The sequence below is a fragment of the Flavonifractor sp. An112 genome, from assembly GCF_002161085.1.
Lineage (GTDB): Bacteria > Bacillota > Clostridia > Oscillospirales > Oscillospiraceae > Flavonifractor > Flavonifractor avicola.
Map to the genome: position 1 here is coordinate 1 of NZ_NFLU01000010.1, position 16,951 is coordinate 16,951.

General features: G+C 60.3%; 12 protein-coding genes. 3 read left to right on the top strand and 9 right to left on the bottom strand.

Going from position 1 to position 16,951, the window contains the following annotated elements; all coding sequences use genetic code 11:
• Positions 1 to 33: 33 nt before the first annotated feature.
• The 7 genes from B5E56_RS09825 to murI form a co-directional block, all read right to left on the bottom strand.
• Positions 34 to 1,239: a class I SAM-dependent rRNA methyltransferase gene (locus B5E56_RS09825; protein WP_087389572.1), complete on the bottom strand. Its 1,206-nt coding sequence runs from the start codon at positions 1,237 to 1,239 to the stop codon at positions 34 to 36.
• A gap of 78 nt (positions 1,240 to 1,317) precedes the next feature.
• Positions 1,318 to 3,639 (bottom strand): anaerobic ribonucleoside triphosphate reductase, encoded by a 2,322-nt coding sequence (locus B5E56_RS09830; RefSeq protein ID WP_087389574.1) that lies wholly within the window; start codon positions 3,637 to 3,639, stop codon positions 1,318 to 1,320.
• Between the two features lie 222 nt (positions 3,640 to 3,861).
• Entirely contained in the window at positions 3,862 to 5,082 is a 1,221-nt protein-coding gene (locus B5E56_RS09835; RefSeq protein WP_087389576.1) for a homocysteine S-methyltransferase family protein, read from the bottom strand.
• A 131-nt stretch (positions 5,083 to 5,213) separates the two neighbouring features.
• Positions 5,214 to 6,488 carry a glycosyltransferase family 2 protein gene (locus B5E56_RS09840; protein WP_087389578.1) on the bottom strand — a complete coding sequence of 425 codons (1,275 nt, stop codon included), beginning with the start codon at positions 6,486 to 6,488 and terminating at the stop codon, positions 5,214 to 5,216.
• Between the two features lie 333 nt (positions 6,489 to 6,821).
• A complete protein-coding gene (argS, locus tag B5E56_RS09845) occupies positions 6,822 to 8,570 on the bottom strand; it encodes an arginine--tRNA ligase (protein ID WP_087389580.1) in 1,749 nt (582 codons plus the stop codon).
• Between the two features lie 195 nt (positions 8,571 to 8,765).
• A complete protein-coding gene (locus tag B5E56_RS09850) occupies positions 8,766 to 9,209 on the bottom strand; it encodes a DUF1934 domain-containing protein (protein WP_087187850.1) in 444 nt (147 codons plus the stop codon).
• Between the two features lie 88 nt (positions 9,210 to 9,297).
• Complete coding sequence (gene murI / locus B5E56_RS09855) at positions 9,298 to 10,113, bottom strand: glutamate racemase (RefSeq protein ID WP_087389583.1); 816 nt, start codon at positions 10,111 to 10,113, stop codon at positions 9,298 to 9,300.
• A 183-nt stretch (positions 10,114 to 10,296) separates the two neighbouring features.
• Here murI and B5E56_RS09860 point away from each other — a divergent pair, with 183 nt between their 5' ends.
• Positions 10,297 to 10,713: a hypothetical protein gene (locus tag B5E56_RS09860; protein WP_087187848.1), complete on the top strand. Its 417-nt coding sequence runs from the start codon at positions 10,297 to 10,299 to the stop codon at positions 10,711 to 10,713.
• Between the two features lie 39 nt (positions 10,714 to 10,752).
• Here B5E56_RS09860 and B5E56_RS09865 read toward each other — a convergent pair whose 3' ends face one another.
• Positions 10,753 to 12,171 (bottom strand): AAA family ATPase, encoded by a 1,419-nt coding sequence (locus B5E56_RS09865; RefSeq protein ID WP_087389585.1) that lies wholly within the window; start codon positions 12,169 to 12,171, stop codon positions 10,753 to 10,755.
• 178 nt (positions 12,172 to 12,349) lie between these two features.
• Between B5E56_RS09865 and B5E56_RS09870 the strand changes: the two genes are divergently transcribed.
• Positions 12,350 to 13,300, top strand: coding sequence for an Ig-like domain-containing protein (locus B5E56_RS09870; RefSeq protein ID WP_087389587.1), 951 nt, complete (start codon positions 12,350 to 12,352; stop codon positions 13,298 to 13,300).
• Positions 13,301 to 13,592: 292 nt separating this feature from the next.
• Here the strand turns inward: B5E56_RS09870 and B5E56_RS09880 are convergent, their stop codons facing one another.
• Positions 13,593 to 14,705, bottom strand: a complete 1,113-nt coding sequence (locus B5E56_RS09880) for a 5-bromo-4-chloroindolyl phosphate hydrolysis family protein (protein ID WP_087389591.1) — start codon at positions 14,703 to 14,705, stop codon at positions 13,593 to 13,595.
• A 363-nt stretch (positions 14,706 to 15,068) separates the two neighbouring features.
• Here B5E56_RS09880 and B5E56_RS09885 point away from each other — a divergent pair, with 363 nt between their 5' ends.
• Positions 15,069 to 16,931 carry a VanW family protein gene (locus B5E56_RS09885; protein WP_087389592.1) on the top strand — a complete coding sequence of 621 codons (1,863 nt, stop codon included), beginning with the start codon at positions 15,069 to 15,071 and terminating at the stop codon, positions 16,929 to 16,931.
• Positions 16,932 to 16,951: the final 20 nt, after the last annotated feature.

Genomic DNA, 16,951 nt, shown 5'->3' on the forward strand with positions numbered 1-16,951 from the left:
GGCCGCTGCCAATGGCAGCGGCCCCTGTGCTTTTTATTGTTCGTCCATGACCTGGAAGATGTAAAATTTCAGATAGAGGGACTGATCCGCCCCCCACAGCACCGGGTGGTCGGCAGCCTGGGTACGGTACTCCACCTGCCGCAGGCGGCGGTGAGCGTCCCGGGCGGCCTCCCCGATGGTCTTGGCCAGCAGCTCGGGGGTCATGAAGTGGGAGCAGGAACAGGTGGCCAGATAGCCTCCGTTTTTCACCAGCTTGATGCCCCGCAGGTTAATCTCCCGGTAGCCGGTCACCGCCTTCTTGACGGAGGCCCGGGACTTGGTAAAGGCGGGCGGGTCCAAGATCACCAAGTCAAATTTTTCGCTCTTTCTTTCGAGCTCAGGCAGCAATTCAAACACATCATGGCACTCAAATCGCACCCGGTCGCTCATGCCGTTGAGCTCCGCGTTGCGGGTGGCCTGATCCACACCCAGCTGGGAGGCGTCCACGCCCAGCACCTCTCTGGCGCCGCCCTTGGCGGCGTTGAGGGCAAAGGCGCCCGTGTGGGTGAAGCAGTCCAGCACTCGTCCTCCCTTGGCCAGGGGCTGGATGGCCAGCCGGTTGTACTTCTGATCCAGGAAGAAGCCGGTCTTCTGGCCCTCGGCCACATCCACCTGGTAGCGGACCCCGTTTTCCACAATTTCCACCACCGGGTCGAAGGGCTCGGACAGGAAGCCCTTCACCAGCTCCATGCCCTCCTTCAGGCGCACCTTGGCATCGCTGCGCTCGTAGATGCCCCGGATGGCAATGCCGTCCTCGGCCAAAATATCCACAAGCAGCTTCAAAATGGTGGATTTCATCCGGTCAATGCCCAGGGCCAGGGATTCCACCACCAGTACGTCGGAGAACTTATCCACCACCAGGCCGGGCAGGAAGTCGGCCTCACCGAAAATGATGCGGCAGGAGGAGGTGTCCACCGTGTCTTTGCGGTACTGCCAGGCAGCGCGCACCCGCATCTCCAGAAAAGCCTCGTCAATAACGGTGTCCGCCTTCCGGGACAGCGCTCGCACCGTGATGGTGGAGGCCCGGTTGAGGAAGCCCACCCCCAGCGGGTAGCCGTTGTAGTCCTCAATGCGGATCACATCGCCGTCGGCGGGCTGACCCACGATCTCACCGATCTCATTGTCATAGATCCAGGGGCCGCCGGCCTTGAAGGAGCGGCCCTCTCCCCGCTTCAGGCGGATAGCAGGCATATCAGCCATACACAAAATCCTCTCTATATCAAAATGGGGCGGGGCAGAGCCCCGCCCCTATGTTTTTCCTTCTCAGCCGCGGTCAGGTTACACGCCGTGCTTCACCCGGTCGTGCTCCTCGGCCCGCTTGGCGTTGTTGAAGCGGTCCAGGGTACCCACCAGATAACCGGTGATGCGGCGGATGCGCTCAAAGGGCACGCCGTCGGCCTCGGTGCGGCCGCAGCCGGGGCAGCGGTCCCCGATGATGCCGGAGAAGCCGCACACCGGGTCCCGGTCCACCGGATGGTTGACGGAACCGTAGCCGATGCCGCTCTCCTTCATGCAGCGGATGACCTTCTCAAAGGCCTCCAGGTTGTCGGTGGGATCGCCGTCCATCTCAATGTAGCTGATATGTCCGGCGTTGGTGAGGGCGTGGTAGGGGGCCTCGATCTTGATTTTGTCGTAGGCGGAGATGGGGTAATACACCGGCACATGGAAAGAGTTGGTGTAGTAATCCCGGTCGGTGATCCCCTCCATAACCCCGAAACGGGCCTTATCCATCCGGACAAAGCGGCCGGACAGGCCCTCGGCGGGGGTGGCCAGCAGGGAGAAGTTGAGGCCCCGCTTTTCGCTCTCGGCATCCATTCGGGCCCGCATATGGGAGATGATCTCCTGGCCCAGCACCCGGGCCTTCTCGCTCTCACCGTGGTGGACGCCGATAAGGGCCTTCAGAGTCTCGGCCAGGCCAATGAAGCCTACGGACAGGGTGCCGTGCTTCAGGACCTCCCGTACCTCGTCGTTCCAGTCCAGTTTCTCGCTGTCCAGCCACACCCCCTGTCCCATGAGGAAGGGGAAGTTATACACGTGCTTGCGGCACTGGATCTCAAACCGCTCCAGCAGCTGGTCCACACACAGGTCCATCATCCGGTCCAGAGACTCGAAGAAGGTATTCAGGTCCCCCCGGGCCTTGATGGCCAGCCGGGGCAGGTTGATAGTGGTAAAGGACAGGTTGCCCCGGCCGTTGCAGATCTCCCGCTCGGAATCGTATACGTTGCCGATGACCCGGGTGCGGCAGCCCATGTAGGCGATCTCGGTCTCGGGATGGCCGGGCTTGTAGTACTGCAGGTTGAAAGGGGCGTCGATGAAGGAGAAATTGGGGAACAGCCGCTTGGCGGAGCACCGCATAGCCAGCTGGAACAGGTCGTAGTTGGGCTCGCCGGGGTTGTAGTTGATCCCTTCCTTCACCCGGAAGATCTGGATGGGGAAAATGGGAGTCTCGCCGCCGCCCAGGCCGGCCTCGGTGGCCAGCATCACGTTCTTCATCACCATGCGGCCCTCGGGAGAGGTATCCATGCCGTAGTTGATGGAGGAGAAGGGAGTCTGGGCGCCGGCGCGGGAGTGCATGGTGTTCAGGTTGTGGATCAGGGCCTCCATGGCCTGATAGGTGGCCCGGTCGGTCTCCTTTTCCGCCCGCTGCTGGGCAAACTTCTGGGCCTTCTCCACGGTGGCCTCGTCCCCAAACTTGGGCACCAGAGCGGCCCGCTCGGCGGCAAAGTATTCCTCGCTGCCCGCCAGAATGGGGCACAGGCCGGTCTCCTTCTCCAGGTCGGCCATGACGGCCTTCAACTCCTGCTCGGGGTCACTCTCATCCTCCAGCAGCATGAGGGCCCGGGCCAGGTTCTGACGGTACAGCCGCTTGAAGGTCTTGCGGACGCCGTCAGCCATGCCGTAGTCGAAGTTCACCACACTCTGGCCGCCGTGCTGGTCGTTCTGGTTGGACTGGATGGCGATGCAGCACAGGGCGGCGTAGGAGGCAATGTCGTTGGGCTCCCGCAGGGTGCCGTGACCGGTGGAAAAGCCCCCTTCAAAGAGTTTCTTGATGTCGATCTGACAACAGGTGGTGGTGAGGGTCAAAAAGTCCAGGTCGTGAATATGGATATCACCCTCCCGGTGGGCCCGGGCGTGGTCGGGGTTGAGGACGAACATATCATAGAACTGCTTGGCGCCCTCGGAGCCGAACTTGAGCATGGAGCCCATGGCGGTGTCACCGTCGATGTTGGCGTTCTCCCGCTTGATGTCGGAGTCCTTGGCGGCGGAGAAGGTGATGTCCTCATAGGTTTTCATCAGCCGGGTATTCATCTCCCGGGCACGGCTGCGCTCCTCCCGGTACAGGATGTAGGCCCGGGCAGTCTGGATGTAGCCGTTGTCCATCAGCACCCGCTCCACCAGGTCCTGAATGTGCTCCACACCGGGCTGCTTCTCCCCTTCCACCTCCAGGATGGAGAGGACCTCGTCGGCCAGCCGCCTGGCCTCTGCCTCTTTGCCCGGTTTGTAGGTGGCTCGGAAGGCCTTGTCAATGGCGCCGGCGATTTTCTCTTCGTTGAACTCCGCCAACCGGCCGTCCCGTTTTCTGATTTTGGTGAGTGTCATTGCGATCCGTTCCTTTCCCGCTCCACTGTTGCAGGCGATTACCGCCCGTTATATTCCGACACAATATCTTGTGCTTTGCTTCTTTACGCAACACCCATGATACAGTATCTTGATATATGCCGTCAAGGCACAAAACAAAAAGCCCGTCCCAAAAAGGGGACGTGCTTTTTGTCTGTTTCGCTGATTTTATTTTGGGGCCCGAAGGTCCCTTGACAGGGCTTCTTACAGCAGCACCAGGCCGTACCGGCCTGCCATCTCCCGGAGGAAATCCTCCTCCAGATCCCCGGTACCATCCCAGAAAGCCCGGCCCTGATAGAGCCGCAGAGCTTTCTCCAGCAGCTCGGGTACGTCGGACCACAGGCACAGAGCATCCTTCACCACATACTGGTTTTCGGCGAAGATATCCAGATCGTCCTCCTCCAGGATGGCGATCTTCAGCGCGCCCTGGGGGGACTCCTCCTCCGCCTCCAGAATGTCCTCCATCAGGTCAGGGGTACACTCGATGGTCTCACCCACATCCACATCGGGGGTGATGAATCGGGCCTCCTTCTCGCTGGCACAGGGGATCACATCCGGGTCCCGCTCCACCGGCTGGAAGGCAGAAAAGTCTACCTGAGCCATGGCCCGTACCACTGCCTCCAGATGCTCCGGACCCGCCCCGCAGCATCCGCCGAAGATGCGGGCTCCGGCGGCGGCATATTGGGGTACAAAGCCCGTCAGCTCCTCCGGGGTACAGCAGGCCCCGGGCAGCCCGGCAGAGGGTTTTGCGATCAGAGGTACGGAGGCATAAGGCGTCAGCCGCTCCAGCTGCTCCGCCGTGTCTGCGGGGCTGGTACAGTTGAGCCCGAAGGCGGACACCCCCATGCCCTGCATAACGATGAGTCCGGCCAGCACATCCGTGCCGCCGGGGGTACGGCCCTCGTCGTCACAGGTGAAGCACACCCACACCGGCTTGTCCGACACACTCTTGCAGGCCAGCACCGCCGCCCGGGCCTGAGCCATGTCGGTCATCGTCTCCAGGAAAAACAGGTCAACCCCGGCAGCTTCCAGAGCGGCGGCCTGCTCCGTGTAGACCGCCACCAATTCCTCAAAGCTGCTCTCACCAAAAGGAATCAGCGTCAGCCCGGCAGGGGCCATGTCGCCCGCCACCAGCACACCCCCGCCTGCGGCCTGCCGGGTCAGTTCCACCAGCCGCTGGTTGTATTCTCTTACCTGTCCCATGATGCCCCTGCGCTCCAGGCTGGCCCGGTTGGCCCCAAAGGTGGGGGCCAGCAGAATACGGCTGCCGGCCTGCACATAGCGCCGCTGTACCTCCAGCAGAGCCTGGGGATGCTCCAGCACCCACTGCTCGGTGCAGGCTCCGTCGGGCATACCCAACCGGCGCAGCTCGGTTCCGGTAGCACCGTCCATCAGAATGGGCATAGATAAGGGAATGGTGTCCATAATTGCTCGGTTCCTCCTGTATTGCACATTTGGATGGTATTATATCACAGTTTCATGATCCAATGCAAGCCCAGCTGCCAAGCAAAAGAGACCTGCCGCGAAACGGCAGGTCTCTTTTCATTTGGTTTGGCTCAGCCCGCCCCCACCCGCTTGGTGGAGGTGTGGTAGATGGGTTTCCACTCCACCTTTTTCACCAGAGCGGCAATGGAGATGGGAATGTACGTAAACATGAAGATGGGGAAGGTAAAGACATAGCCCAGCTTCTGCAGCGGAGAGGCGCTGATGTGCTTCCACTCAGAAAGTACCGTCAGCAGGCCGTAGAAGAACAGGCCCACATAGAAATTCCACAGAGCGGACAGCATGAAGCCGACGGTCACATCGATAACCTTGGCGGCAATATAGGCGGGCTGGGTCATGCAGCTGGCCAGGATGATGCCGTTGAACAGGATCATCACCAAGGTGAGCAGCATACCGGGGGCCACGGTCACGAACATATCGTAGCAGGAGGTACCCAGCCGTCCGGGGCGGAAACAGCCCTTCAGCAGGGGCACGGTATAATCCCGGTCCACCTCATAGAAGCCCTTGGACCACCGCAGCCGCTGGTCCCAGGACTGGCGGAAGGTGGTGGGCTGCTCATCGTACACCACGGCGGTATCGCAGTAGCCGATCTTGCGGCCCTGGATGGCACAGTCCACAGAGAACTGGATATCTTCGGTGAGCAGGTGGAAGGGCCAGCCCCCGTTGTCCCGGATGACCTTGGAGGACACCAGGAAACCGGTACCGGACACATGGCAGTTGGTGCCCAGCAGGGTACGGGGGAAGTTGAGGAAGCGGGCCTCCCGCAGGAACCAGATGGAGTATCCGGCGGAGATCCAGTTGTCCCCGAAGTTCTTGGAGTTGCGGTAGCAGGTGATGGCATCGTAGCCCTTGTCAAAGGTACGGTTCATCTCGGCAACAAAGTTGGGGTCCACCAGGTTGTCGGCATCAAAGATGAAGTAGCCGTCGTAGACGTCCTTGCCCTCCTCCTCCAAGCGGTGGAAGAGGTAGTCCATGGCGTAGCCCTTGCCCTTCTTCTGCTGGTCGAAGCGCTCATACACAAAAGCGCCGGCCTTGCGGGCCACACCGGCGGTATCGTCGGTGCAGTTGTCGGCCACCACATAGAGATCCAGCAGCTCTTTGGGGTAATTTTGCTTATTTAAGCTATCCAGCAGTTCCCCGATGACTCCTTCTTCGTTGCGCGCGGATACCACCACAGCAAAGCGATGGAGCTTTTCAGGCTGATGGGTCTCTTTCCAGCGGCGGCGTACCAGTCCCACTACCACATAAAAGCCCTGGTAGATGTAGAGCAGGGTAAAGAGCAGCACCACTGCAAAGTTTAAATTTTTCACTAATTCTAATATCGTCATTCCATGATCCTCCGTCTGTTGATCGCTGAAGGAACCTGCCCGCGGTGGATAGCCGCGTGCATTGCATATCATACCACACCCAAAAAAGATTACAAGAGTGTTACATACCAATTAACAGAAGATTAAGGGAAAGTTTTTATTTCTTTTATACAAATGTAAGAAATCCGACCTCTCCGCTGCAAACAGATTCCATATTGCTCTGATTCGTCCCTTTTTGAAACATTCAGCATAGTTTCAGGTAGACATAATATTCTTGCATCGTCGCGGTTTCTTCTTGGACGAAAATTTACAAAAAAAGATCCCGCTTTTTTCAAAAAAGCGGGATCTTTTTCCTTACATCTTTTCAGGAGCGGTAACACCGATGAGGGCCAGGCAGTTGGCAATGACGGAACGGACGGTGTCAGCCAGCTTAAGGCGGGCAGCCAGCACGTCGGCCTCCTCCCCCTTGATGCGGCAGGCGTTGTAGAAGCGGTGGAAATCGCCGGCCAGGGTAATGAGGTAGCGGTTGACGTGGGAGGGGTCGTAGTCCCGGGCGGAGATACGGATCACCTCGGGCAGCTGGGACAGGGTCTTGATGAGGGCCTTCTCCTCGGCGGTGGTGAAGAGGGCGGCATTCACAGCGGCCGCGTCAGGCATCTGGGCGCCCTCCTCAGTGAGGCGGCTCACCAGAGAGCAGATGCGGGCGTGGGCGTACTGGACGTAGTACACCGGGTTATCGGAGTCCTGCCGCACCGCCAGGTCCAGATCGAAGTCCAGAGCGGAGGTGGAGGACCGGGAGTTGAAGAAGAACCGGGCGGCATCCACGCTAACCTCATCCAGCAGGTCCCGCAGGGCGATGGCCTTGCCGGAGCGCTTGGACATCCGGACGGGCTGGCCGTCCTGCAGCAGGTTGACCAGCTGCATCAGCACCACCACCAGCCGGTGGGAGCCGTCCAGGCCCAGGCCATCCAGGGCGGCCTGGAGGCGGGCCACATGGCCGTGGTGGTCGGCGCCCCAGATGTTGATAGCCTTGGAGAAGCCCCGCTTCTCCAGCTTGTTGCGGTGGTAGGCAATGTCGGCGGCAAAATAGGTGTAGAAGCCGTTGGCCCGGCGGAGCACGTCGTCCTTCAGGTCCAGCTTGTCCACCTGCTCCTGGGTCTTGCCCTCAGCCATGAACTTCCGCTTGAGCAGATCGGTGGTGTTGAGCCACAGGGCGCCGTCCTTCTCATAGGTCCAGCCCTTGTCGGCCAGCATACCCACCGTCTCGGCCACATAGCCGGAGCTGTGGAGGCCGGACTCCAGGAACCACTCGTCGTACTCGATCTGGTAGCGGCGCAGATCGGCCTTCATCTTGGGGATGTTGACAGACAGGCCGTACTGGGCCATGGCCTCCTGGCGCTCCTCCTCCGGCTTATCCTTCCAGTCGGGGCCGTGCTGGTCATAGAAGGCCTGGGCCAGCTCCTTGATGTCGTCGCCGTGATAGCCATCCTCGGGGAAGGGATAGTTCTCCTCACCCAGCACGATCTGGAGATACCGGGCGTCGATGGACATGGCGAACTTGTGAATCTGGTTGCCGGCGTCGTTGACGTAGAACTCACGCCACACGTCGTACCCAGCCCGGGTGAGAACGCTGGCCAGAGCGTCGCCCAGCACGCCGCCCCGGGCGTTGCCGATGTGCATGGGGCCGGTGGGGTTGGCAGAGACGAACTCCACCATCACTTTTTCGCCGTGGCCCTCGTCCACCGCGCCGTAGGTGCTCCCCTCAGCCTGGATGTCGGTGAGGACCTCGCCGTACCACTTGCTGCCCAGGGTGAAGTTGAGGAAGCCAGGGCCGGCGATCTCCACCTTATCAAAGAAGGTACCCGCCAGATCCAGATTGTCCACAATGGTCTGGGCGATCTGCCGGGGGGCCTTGTGGAGAGCCTTGGCGCCCGCCATGGCGAAGGAGGAGGCGTAGTCGCCGTGGGTGGGGTCCTTGGGGATCTCGATGGTGGCCTTGACCTCCGCCCCTGCGGGCAGCAGGCCCTGGGCCGCGGCCTTCTCGTAGGCCGCCTGGGTCAGCTGGGCGACCTGCTCCCGGGCCGCCTGGATCATATTGGACATATCTATCACCTTTTCTTTATTTCTCAAAAATGCAAGCATTTTTGAGAGAGAATGCAGCCCGCCGCGCGCATCCTCTGTCCGCCAAAGCGGCCAGAGCCCACACTTGCGGGCTGAGATGTGTTTTTCCCGAGGCTCATGTCCCCGGGAAAAACGGATTTTTATTACTCCGTTTGGGGATGGAACTATGCTGCGGTTTTACTGGCGGATGCTGTTTCCCTTCTGCCGCACCTGGATGTGGAAGAGGTTCTCCCCCGCCACGGCATGGTCAATCTCCAGGGCATAATTGATCTCAATGCTGCCGCCGTCGGGGCTGAGCTGGGTCCGCATCTTCTTGGTGTTGATGCCTACCGCCAGCGCACCATAGGGCGTGTTGTACATGGACAGGTGCCGCCGCCCCTCCTCAAAGACCATCTGGGAGTTGACCTCCCCCACCCGCAGCAGGGTGACCCGCTCGGGCTCGATCTGGAAGGTGGTAAGGGTACCCTCCAGCCCGGTGAGCTCGCTCTCCTGATAGCTGAGGGTGTAGCCGTCCTCGCCGTCGAGGGACAGCCTGCCCTCGGTCACCAGTTCGATGACTTCCGGCTCCTGGTCCTCAAAGGACTGCTTGCCCCGAATGGATATGATAACGTTGTTCTCCATGGTTCTATGTTCCCTCTTTATCGGCCCTTCCGGCCGCAAATTGCACCATATTATATCCAATTCCCGCCCTAATGTAAAGGGCTGGTTTTCAATAGCAGCTGATATCCACCTGGCCCACAGTGCCGGTAACGTCCCAGCCCAGGAAAATGGAGGCCAGCCGGGAGAAATCCTCCTGACGGTCGCTGACAAAGTACCGGCAGCTGCCTCCCTCCGTCTTTCCGGACAAAGCGTCGTCGGCTGCCAGCCGGGCGGCAGCGGCGCGGGCGCCCTCCGCTCCGGCGTTGACCAGCCGGACCTGGGGCCCCATCTGGGCGGCGATCACATCCTGGAGCAGCGGATAGTGGGTACAGCCAAGTACCAGGGTGTCCACTCCCGCCTCCTTCAGGGGGGCCAGATACTCCCCCGCCACCGTCTCGATGACAACATCGCCGGGCCTGAAGCGCCCGTTCTCCACCAGGGGCACAAAGAGGGGGCAGGCCTGGGCAGTCACCTGGGCCGCCGGGTCGGCCTTGCGGATAAGGGCCTCATAGGCGCCGCTGCGGATGGATGCCTGGGTGCCGATGAGTCCGATCCTGCCGTTTTGCGTGGTTTCCGCGGCGGCGGCAGCAGCAGGGGCCACTACACCCAACACCGGGATGGGGTTCTCATTGGCCAGGATGTCCAGGGCCGTGGTGGACACAGTGCCGCAGGCAATGACGATGAGTTTTAAATCAAAGGTACGCAGAAAGGCCACGTCCTGGCGGGCGTACCGGATGATGGTCTCCTTGGAGCGGCTGCCGTAGGGCACCCGTCCGGTGTCTCCGAAATAGACGATATCCTCCCCTGGCAGCAGGCGGCACAGCTCCCGCACCGTGGTCAGGCCGCCCAGGCCGGAGTCAAATACGCCAATGGGTCGACTGTCCAAGGCGTTCCCTCCTTGTAATACTATGGTTCTTTTAATGATAGGGGAAACAGGGCAGGAAAACAAGGGGTTATTTTCACATTTTTCCCTCCCTGGTTTGACATTTCTTCGGGGGTGATTATAATATGAGAGTGGGGTATGGTCCCTCCTTCCCCAACGTCATGACAGCGAGGAGGTCGCATTGGTATGAAGCTGGAACTGACGACCAAGCAGTTTCGCCGTCTGCTGGATATGGCCTATATCGGCAACTGGATCTTGAATTCCACCCGGGGCGACGACCGGTTCAGGGACTATGACGAGGTAGAGAGCCTGCTCTTTGCCAAGGCCCGGGCGGAGGGAATGCCCACGCTGGCCGAGGACTGGCAGGGCGAAGTGGTCCCCTCCCGCGCCTTTGCCGAAGGCGGCATCCACGAAGCCATCATGGAATACGAAAACAATGTGTTCTTCGATATTCTGGCGGAGGACCTGGCCCGCCGGGACATGGACGACGCCCCGATCGACGAGAGCAATTATGACGAACTGGCCAGCCGCATCGACGCCTATATCGCTGAATTTGAGGAACACGGCACCGATAACATCCTGGTAGACAGCGATCACCTGTAAGACGGCTCAAAGCCCCTGCCAATATGGCAGGGGCTCTTTTTATGCCTCCGGCTGGTCCTCCTTCAGATCCTCCACCGTCAGCGCCATCAGCTCCTCCTTGCCGGGGGCCTCCAGGGCGGCCACCCGGTCAGACTGACGGGCCACCGCCCGCTCGAACAGATTGCGCACGTCCCGGGCGTTGCCAAAGTTCTCATCCCGCTCTTCATACAGAGTTTTAAAATACTCTTCGGCATACTTCCGGCTCTCATCACTAAGTGTATATCCATTTTTCCCACACATGGAGCAGAAGATCTCCATCAGCTGTTCCCCGTTGTAGTCCTCAAAATAGAAGTACTTGTTGAACCGGCTCTCCAAACCGGGGTTGGCGTGGAGGAAGCGGTCCATCAGCTGGGTGTAGCCCGCCACAATGACCACCAGATCCGCCCGGTGATCCTCCATTCCCTTCAGCAGAGTCTCAATGGCCTCCCTGCCAAAGTCGTTGGGGTTGTCCTGCCCCGCCAGGGCGTAGGCCTCGTCGATGAAGAGCACACCCCCCAGGGCCTTCTGAATCACCTCGCTGGTCTTGATGGCGGTCTGTCCCACGAAGCCGGCCACCAGACCGGACCGGTCCACCTCCACCAGCTGTCCCTTGGACAGCACGCCGATGGCCTTGTACAGCTGGGCCAGCAGCCGGGCCACGGTGGTCTTGCCGGTGCCCGGATTGCCCATAAACACCAAGTGAAGGGACAGAGGCGGCACCGGCAGATCGTGCTCCTGCCGCAGCTTACGCACCTTCACCAGGTTGACCAGACTCTTCACGTCGGCCTTCACCTTTTCCAGGCCGCACAGCTCATCCAGCTGGGCCATCAGCTCCTCCAGAGTAGGCTCCGGCTCCTCCGGCTTGTCCTCCTTTTGCTCCGCCGCCGGAGCGGTCTGAGGCGTTTGGGGGGCGGGCCTGCGGGTCACAAAGTCCCCTACGTCCAGGGGGGCCTTCTCCCCCTTCAATCCCTCCTGATCACACAGGGCAGAGAGGGCATCGGCGCACTGGTTGACAAACCCGGCCTCGGCCTCGCTGACCTGATCGTCCACCGCGGCAAAAAGCAGCAGCATCAGGGTGGTCAAATCGATAAACCGGCGGGCCAGGCTGGTGCCCGATACCTTGTCGCAGGCCCGCATCCGGTTGAAAAATTCCGGCGGCCGGAATCCGGGATAACCCGCCACCTCCGAGGACAGTTCCCAAAACAACACCGATAGGGCCGGATTGCCCTTGGTGTAGATGGCGTTGTAAAATTCCACATATCTGGGTGTGGGAGAGGCCCCATCCCGCTGCCACAGGCCCAGGGCGCAGGCACGAAAGAAGGGATCGGCCTCCCGGCCAAACCGCTCCCGCAGCACCTGGTCCGGAATCTGACGCCGGAACGCGGCCACAGCTTCGCTGTACTGTTTGTGGGCTTCTGCAGCACTGATGGAACCTTTCATATGCTCCGCCTCCCCTGCCGTTCTGCCTGCTATTATATCCAATTTGTTTTGACGGTGCAACCCCGCCCATCAGTTGACATAATTGTTAAAAAACTTTTATATTTCCTGAAGTACCGTTGACGGGCCGCGCGTCGGCGTTGTACAATAGACACAAGAATGTCGATTGGAGGGATTTCCTATGGCATCCAGACGAAGCAGGGACGACCGTCCCAAAATGATTCATTGCGAATACTGCGGCGAAGACTACGCCTCTACTTATAAGCACTGCCCGTTCTGTGACGAGATTCCGCTGGACGACGAGGACTTTGACGGCGATGAGGATTCCCCCCGCCGTGCCCGGGGCGGCAAGCGGCTGGTGACAAACACCAGAGGCGGCGGCTATGGCCGCGGCCCCTCTCCCCTCCGTCTGGTGGGGATCATCGTCTCTCTGGCGATCATCATCGCGGCGGTGATCATTGTGATCTCGGTGATCATTCCTCTGGTGACCAAGGGCGGCTCCGTAGACGATCCGTCCGGCGTGGAAAGCGTCATGCCCACCGACTCCGCTCAGCCCAGCATAGAACCCACCGAGTCGCCCGATCCGTCGGAGACCATTCCCGCCGACCAGACGGCCACCGACTTCACCCTGAGTCTGACGGAGTTCTCCCTCAGTAACCGCTATCCCGATCCCATCACCCTGACCGTTACCTTTATCCCTGAGGGTTCCACCGGCACCATTACCTGGACCAGCAGCGATCCCGAGGTGGTCAGCGTGGATGAGACCGGCAAGGTAAGCGCCGGGACCAAGACGGGCAACGCCACCATTACCGCCACCATGCCCGGCGGCGTGACCCACACCTGTCTGGTCCACAACTCGGTAACCACCGGCGGCTCCACCACCACCGGCTCCGGCACCACTACGTCTACCTCTCTGTCCCTGAGCCGGACGGATTTCACCCTGAGCAAGACCTACCCCTCCTTCCAGGTGAAAGTGAGCGGCACCTCCTCCACCCCCGTGTGGAGCATCGGCAACAGCGCCGTGGCCACCGTGTCCTCCAACGGCACCGTGACCTATGTGGGCAAAGGCACCACCACCCTGACCTGCACGGTGGACGGCCAGACTCTGACCTGCACCGTACGCTGTACCTGATTCAAATAACAAGGAAGCCCCGGACGGCGATGCCGTCCGGGGCTTCCTTTGTTTGTTTGGAGGATTCCATCTGTATCTCATCACTCGGCAGCGCCAGGTGTTGTTTTTGGTCTGCCCCCACAGCCGGGGGGCAGTCACAAGGGCGGGCCGGTCTGTTGAACGCGCTCTGGATGGCATTTGTCCTCCGCACGCTCCCGGCGCGGCGCCCTTGCCTTCTTGCTTGGCTGTGCTTATAAGATACCACAGCCGCTCTGTCGAGTGATGGATAATTTTTGGACCTTATGTAAACGTTTTATGAAGTACCCTTCTGTCCGAAGTCCATGCCGCCGGACAGGCCGTCCTTCTCCAGCATCCGCTCCAGCACCTCCACGTCGGCGGTGATGTCCATGGTGTCCACCTCAAAGAGGCGGTCCAACTGCTTCTCGAAGCCGTCCACCACCTTGTCCATCATACCCTCGATGCGGGCCTTGGCGGTACGGATGTTCTCTCCCTCCACGCCCTGGTCCTCCATACGGGCATAGGCCTTGAGGATCTTCAGGGTGGTGGGCAGATAATAGTTGAGGAAGGAGCGCAGCTGCCCCTCCTTGCTGGGATTCTGTTTTACATAGCCATAGATCTTGCTGGTAATCTCCCCGATCCGGTCAATCTTGCGGCTCATCTCGGGGTCGTCGATGTCGTCGTTGAGGCGGCGGATCTCCCGGAGTACCGCGTCGTCGTCCCGGATGTCCAGGGGTTCCTCCTCTTCCGGGCTCTGGTCCTGAGTCTCTTCCGCCGGTTCCGGCTCATCCTTCAGGCCCTCGTCACTGAGAATCAGCTGATAGGAGGACATATCCAGATATCCCGCGGGCAGGATGCCCCGGTCCAGCATCTCCTGCAAATCGTTGCACGCCTTGCGCACAGGCACCGGCATGGCGTGGGCCAGCTGTACCACCGACACGCTCTCCCTCCGGCCAATGAGGGCCAGATATTTCCGGAACCGCCGGATCTTACGGGTATTGAAACTGCCCGCCAGCATAAGGGCCAGGCCACCGGCACACAGACCGATCACCGGAGACATGGCTGCCAGCGACAGAGGGAAGCCCATGATGCTGCTCACCACCGGCAGTCCCGCCGCGGTGGCGATGCCGAAGATAACAGCCATGATAGCTCCGCCGATGGTCATGGCCTTGCCTTTCCCAAGGCCCAGCCCTCTGCCCGCCGCCCCTGCGGGCGGGGTGTGAAATCCCTGTGTACCGGGACTTGGCCCCAGATAAGGAAACTGCGGTCTGCGGCCCAGCGCGTTCAGCTTGCGGAACAGCAGGATCAGTCCCACAAACCACAGCGGGCTGATCAACAGGATCAGCGTCACGATCCAGGAGCCCAAATCCCCATTCCCGTCCTGACGGCCGTATCGGTTATATGACATGGATACCGCCCCTTTTGCAGTCTAAAGTCAAAAAATGTTGTCATTCCATCACAAAAGTGTCAAAGTTTCGCTGGATATGATCCGCTGGACGGGCCATGCTGTAATAGCGGACAACCGCCGATATGATCCGCCGTCCAGGTGCATATAATCATACACTGAATCCGCTTTTCTGTAAAGCGATTTCCGCCGCCGGGCCATGTAACCAATCTGTAATTGCTTTTCTCATAGGAAACACCTATAATATGGGTTACTGAATCATTTTTGATGCAGCCCGGCAGTTTCTACTGTCTTTCTGGTAACGATCTGCCGGATTTTCTGCCCAGGCCCCAGGCCGGGCAATTATACGAGTTGGAGTGATCGAATATGGCACAAACAGCGGGCAAGCGAACCGCTCAGGCCGAAAAGCCCAAGGGCGGTAAGATCGCCCTCATTGTGGCACTGGCGGTGGTCGTCATCCTGATTGGCGGCTACCTCATTTTGTGCGCCGCCGCGGGCAGCGGCACTTTCCTGCCCAATACAACCGTCGCCGGGATCGACCTGGGCGGTCAAACCCAGGAACAGGCCCTGGATACCCTTAAAACCCAGCTGCCTGACCGGCTTTCTCAGCTCTCCGTTCCCTTTGTGTGCGAGGGGCAGGAATTTACCATTCCGGGCAGCGACGCCACGGTGGATGACCAGGCAGTGGAATCCGCCCTCCAGGAGGCCCTGGACCAGCAGTCCGGCAGCTTCTTCACCCGGGGTGCCCAGTATCTGGGAGCCATCACCGGAGGGGCCCAATATTCCGTCCCTGTGACCCTGAAGGACACCCCCGCTGTTGTGACTGAGGCGGTGAAAAAATACGCAGACCCGGAGGCTCAAACCACTTGGGAGGTGTCCGGCGATCAGCTGGTGTTCCATAAGGGTGTCACCGGCCGCACCATCGACGTAAACGCCCTCACCGACGCCGCTGCAGAGCGCTTTACTCAGCTGCTCAACGACAGCAGCACGGAAAATACTCCTCTGGAGACCCAGGTCACCACCGCCCCTCCCCTGGACCCGGATTTTGATGCCATCCAGAAGGAGGTCACCGTGGAGGCAGCCGACGCCTACTTAGACAAGAGCACCAAGCAGATCGTGCCCTCTGTCACCGGCGTCAGCTTGGATACTGCCGCCGCCAAGTCTGCCCTGGACAGCGCGGCGGAGGGCTCCGATGTCTCCGTACCCCTGACCAAGACTGAGCCCAAAATGACCACCGCCGACCTGGAGGCCAACCTCTTCAAGGACGTGCTGGGCACCGGCACCACCAGCTGCGCCGGTCCCTCCAATCGCTGGTACAACATCGACCTGGCTGCCAGCCGGGTCAACGGCACCATCCTGCTGCCCGGTGAGGTATTCTCCTACAACGATCTGGCCGGCCCCTATACCAAATCCAGCGGCTACAAGGACGCCGGCACCTACCAGAACGGCCAGAGCATCGACGCCACCGCCGGCGGCATCTGCCAGCTCTCCTCCACCATTTACTGGGTCACCCTGAAGGCCAATCTGGAGACCGTGGAACGATCCAAGCACGCCTTCAATGGCGGCTATATGCCGGTGATCGGCACTGATGCCACCGTCTGGAGCAACCAGATCGACTTTAAATTCAAAAACAGTACCGACTATCCCATCAAAATCGAAACCTATCAGGATAAAAACCACAAGCTCCACGTCACCATCTACGGCACCGATACCACCGGCATCCATGGCGAACCCTACTCTGTTACCGTCTCTACAACTCCTTATAAAAACACCTATAAGCCCGATCCCAACCACCCTGCGGGCGCCGAGCCCCGGCGGGACCCCAATTACTCCCGCTACAACGGCGTCACCGTGGATGTGTACCAGAAGCTGGTGGATAAAAACGGCAATACGGTAGATACCATCTTCCTCTACCGCAACAGCTACAAGTCCTCCGACGCGGTGTACTACTACAACCCCGCCGACGCAGCCCGCTGGGGCATTGATCCCTCTACGGGACTGAAAACACTGACCCCGGTGGAGCCCACGCCCACACCTACGGCTACACCGTCGGCCACACCCAGCGCAACGCCGTCGGCTACCCCCTCTGCCACACCTTCCGCAACACCCTCGGCAACGCCCAGTCCGGCGCCCAGTGCCACTCCCACACCGGAGCCCACACCTACCACCGGTCCCGGTATGCTGCCTGAGGACAGCGTGCCGCCCGCAGCGGAGACTCCCGCAGCCTGATACAACCTTCTGCAAGGCCC

Coding starts and splice junctions, on each gene's coding strand:
- B5E56_RS09825 (WP_087389572.1), bottom strand. CDS start 1,239: ATGGCTGATATGCCTGCTATCCGCCTGAAGCGGGGAGAGGGCCGCTCC.
- B5E56_RS09830 (WP_087389574.1), bottom strand. CDS start 3,639: ATGACACTCACCAAAATCAGAAAACGGGACGGCCGGTTGGCGGAGTTC.
- B5E56_RS09835 (WP_087389576.1), bottom strand. CDS start 5,082: ATGGACACCATTCCCTTATCTATGCCCATTCTGATGGACGGTGCTACC.
- B5E56_RS09840 (WP_087389578.1), bottom strand. CDS start 6,488: ATGACGATATTAGAATTAGTGAAAAATTTAAACTTTGCAGTGGTGCTG.
- argS (WP_087389580.1), bottom strand. CDS start 8,570: ATGTCCAATATGATCCAGGCGGCCCGGGAGCAGGTCGCCCAGCTGACC.
- B5E56_RS09850 (WP_087187850.1), bottom strand. CDS start 9,209: ATGGAGAACAACGTTATCATATCCATTCGGGGCAAGCAGTCCTTTGAG.
- B5E56_RS09860 (WP_087187848.1), top strand. CDS start 10,297: ATGAAGCTGGAACTGACGACCAAGCAGTTTCGCCGTCTGCTGGATATG.
- B5E56_RS09865 (WP_087389585.1), bottom strand. CDS start 12,171: ATGAAAGGTTCCATCAGTGCTGCAGAAGCCCACAAACAGTACAGCGAA.
- B5E56_RS09870 (WP_087389587.1), top strand. CDS start 12,350: ATGGCATCCAGACGAAGCAGGGACGACCGTCCCAAAATGATTCATTGC.
- B5E56_RS09880 (WP_087389591.1), bottom strand. CDS start 14,705: ATGTCATATAACCGATACGGCCGTCAGGACGGGAATGGGGATTTGGGC.
- B5E56_RS09885 (WP_087389592.1), top strand. CDS start 15,069: ATGGCACAAACAGCGGGCAAGCGAACCGCTCAGGCCGAAAAGCCCAAG.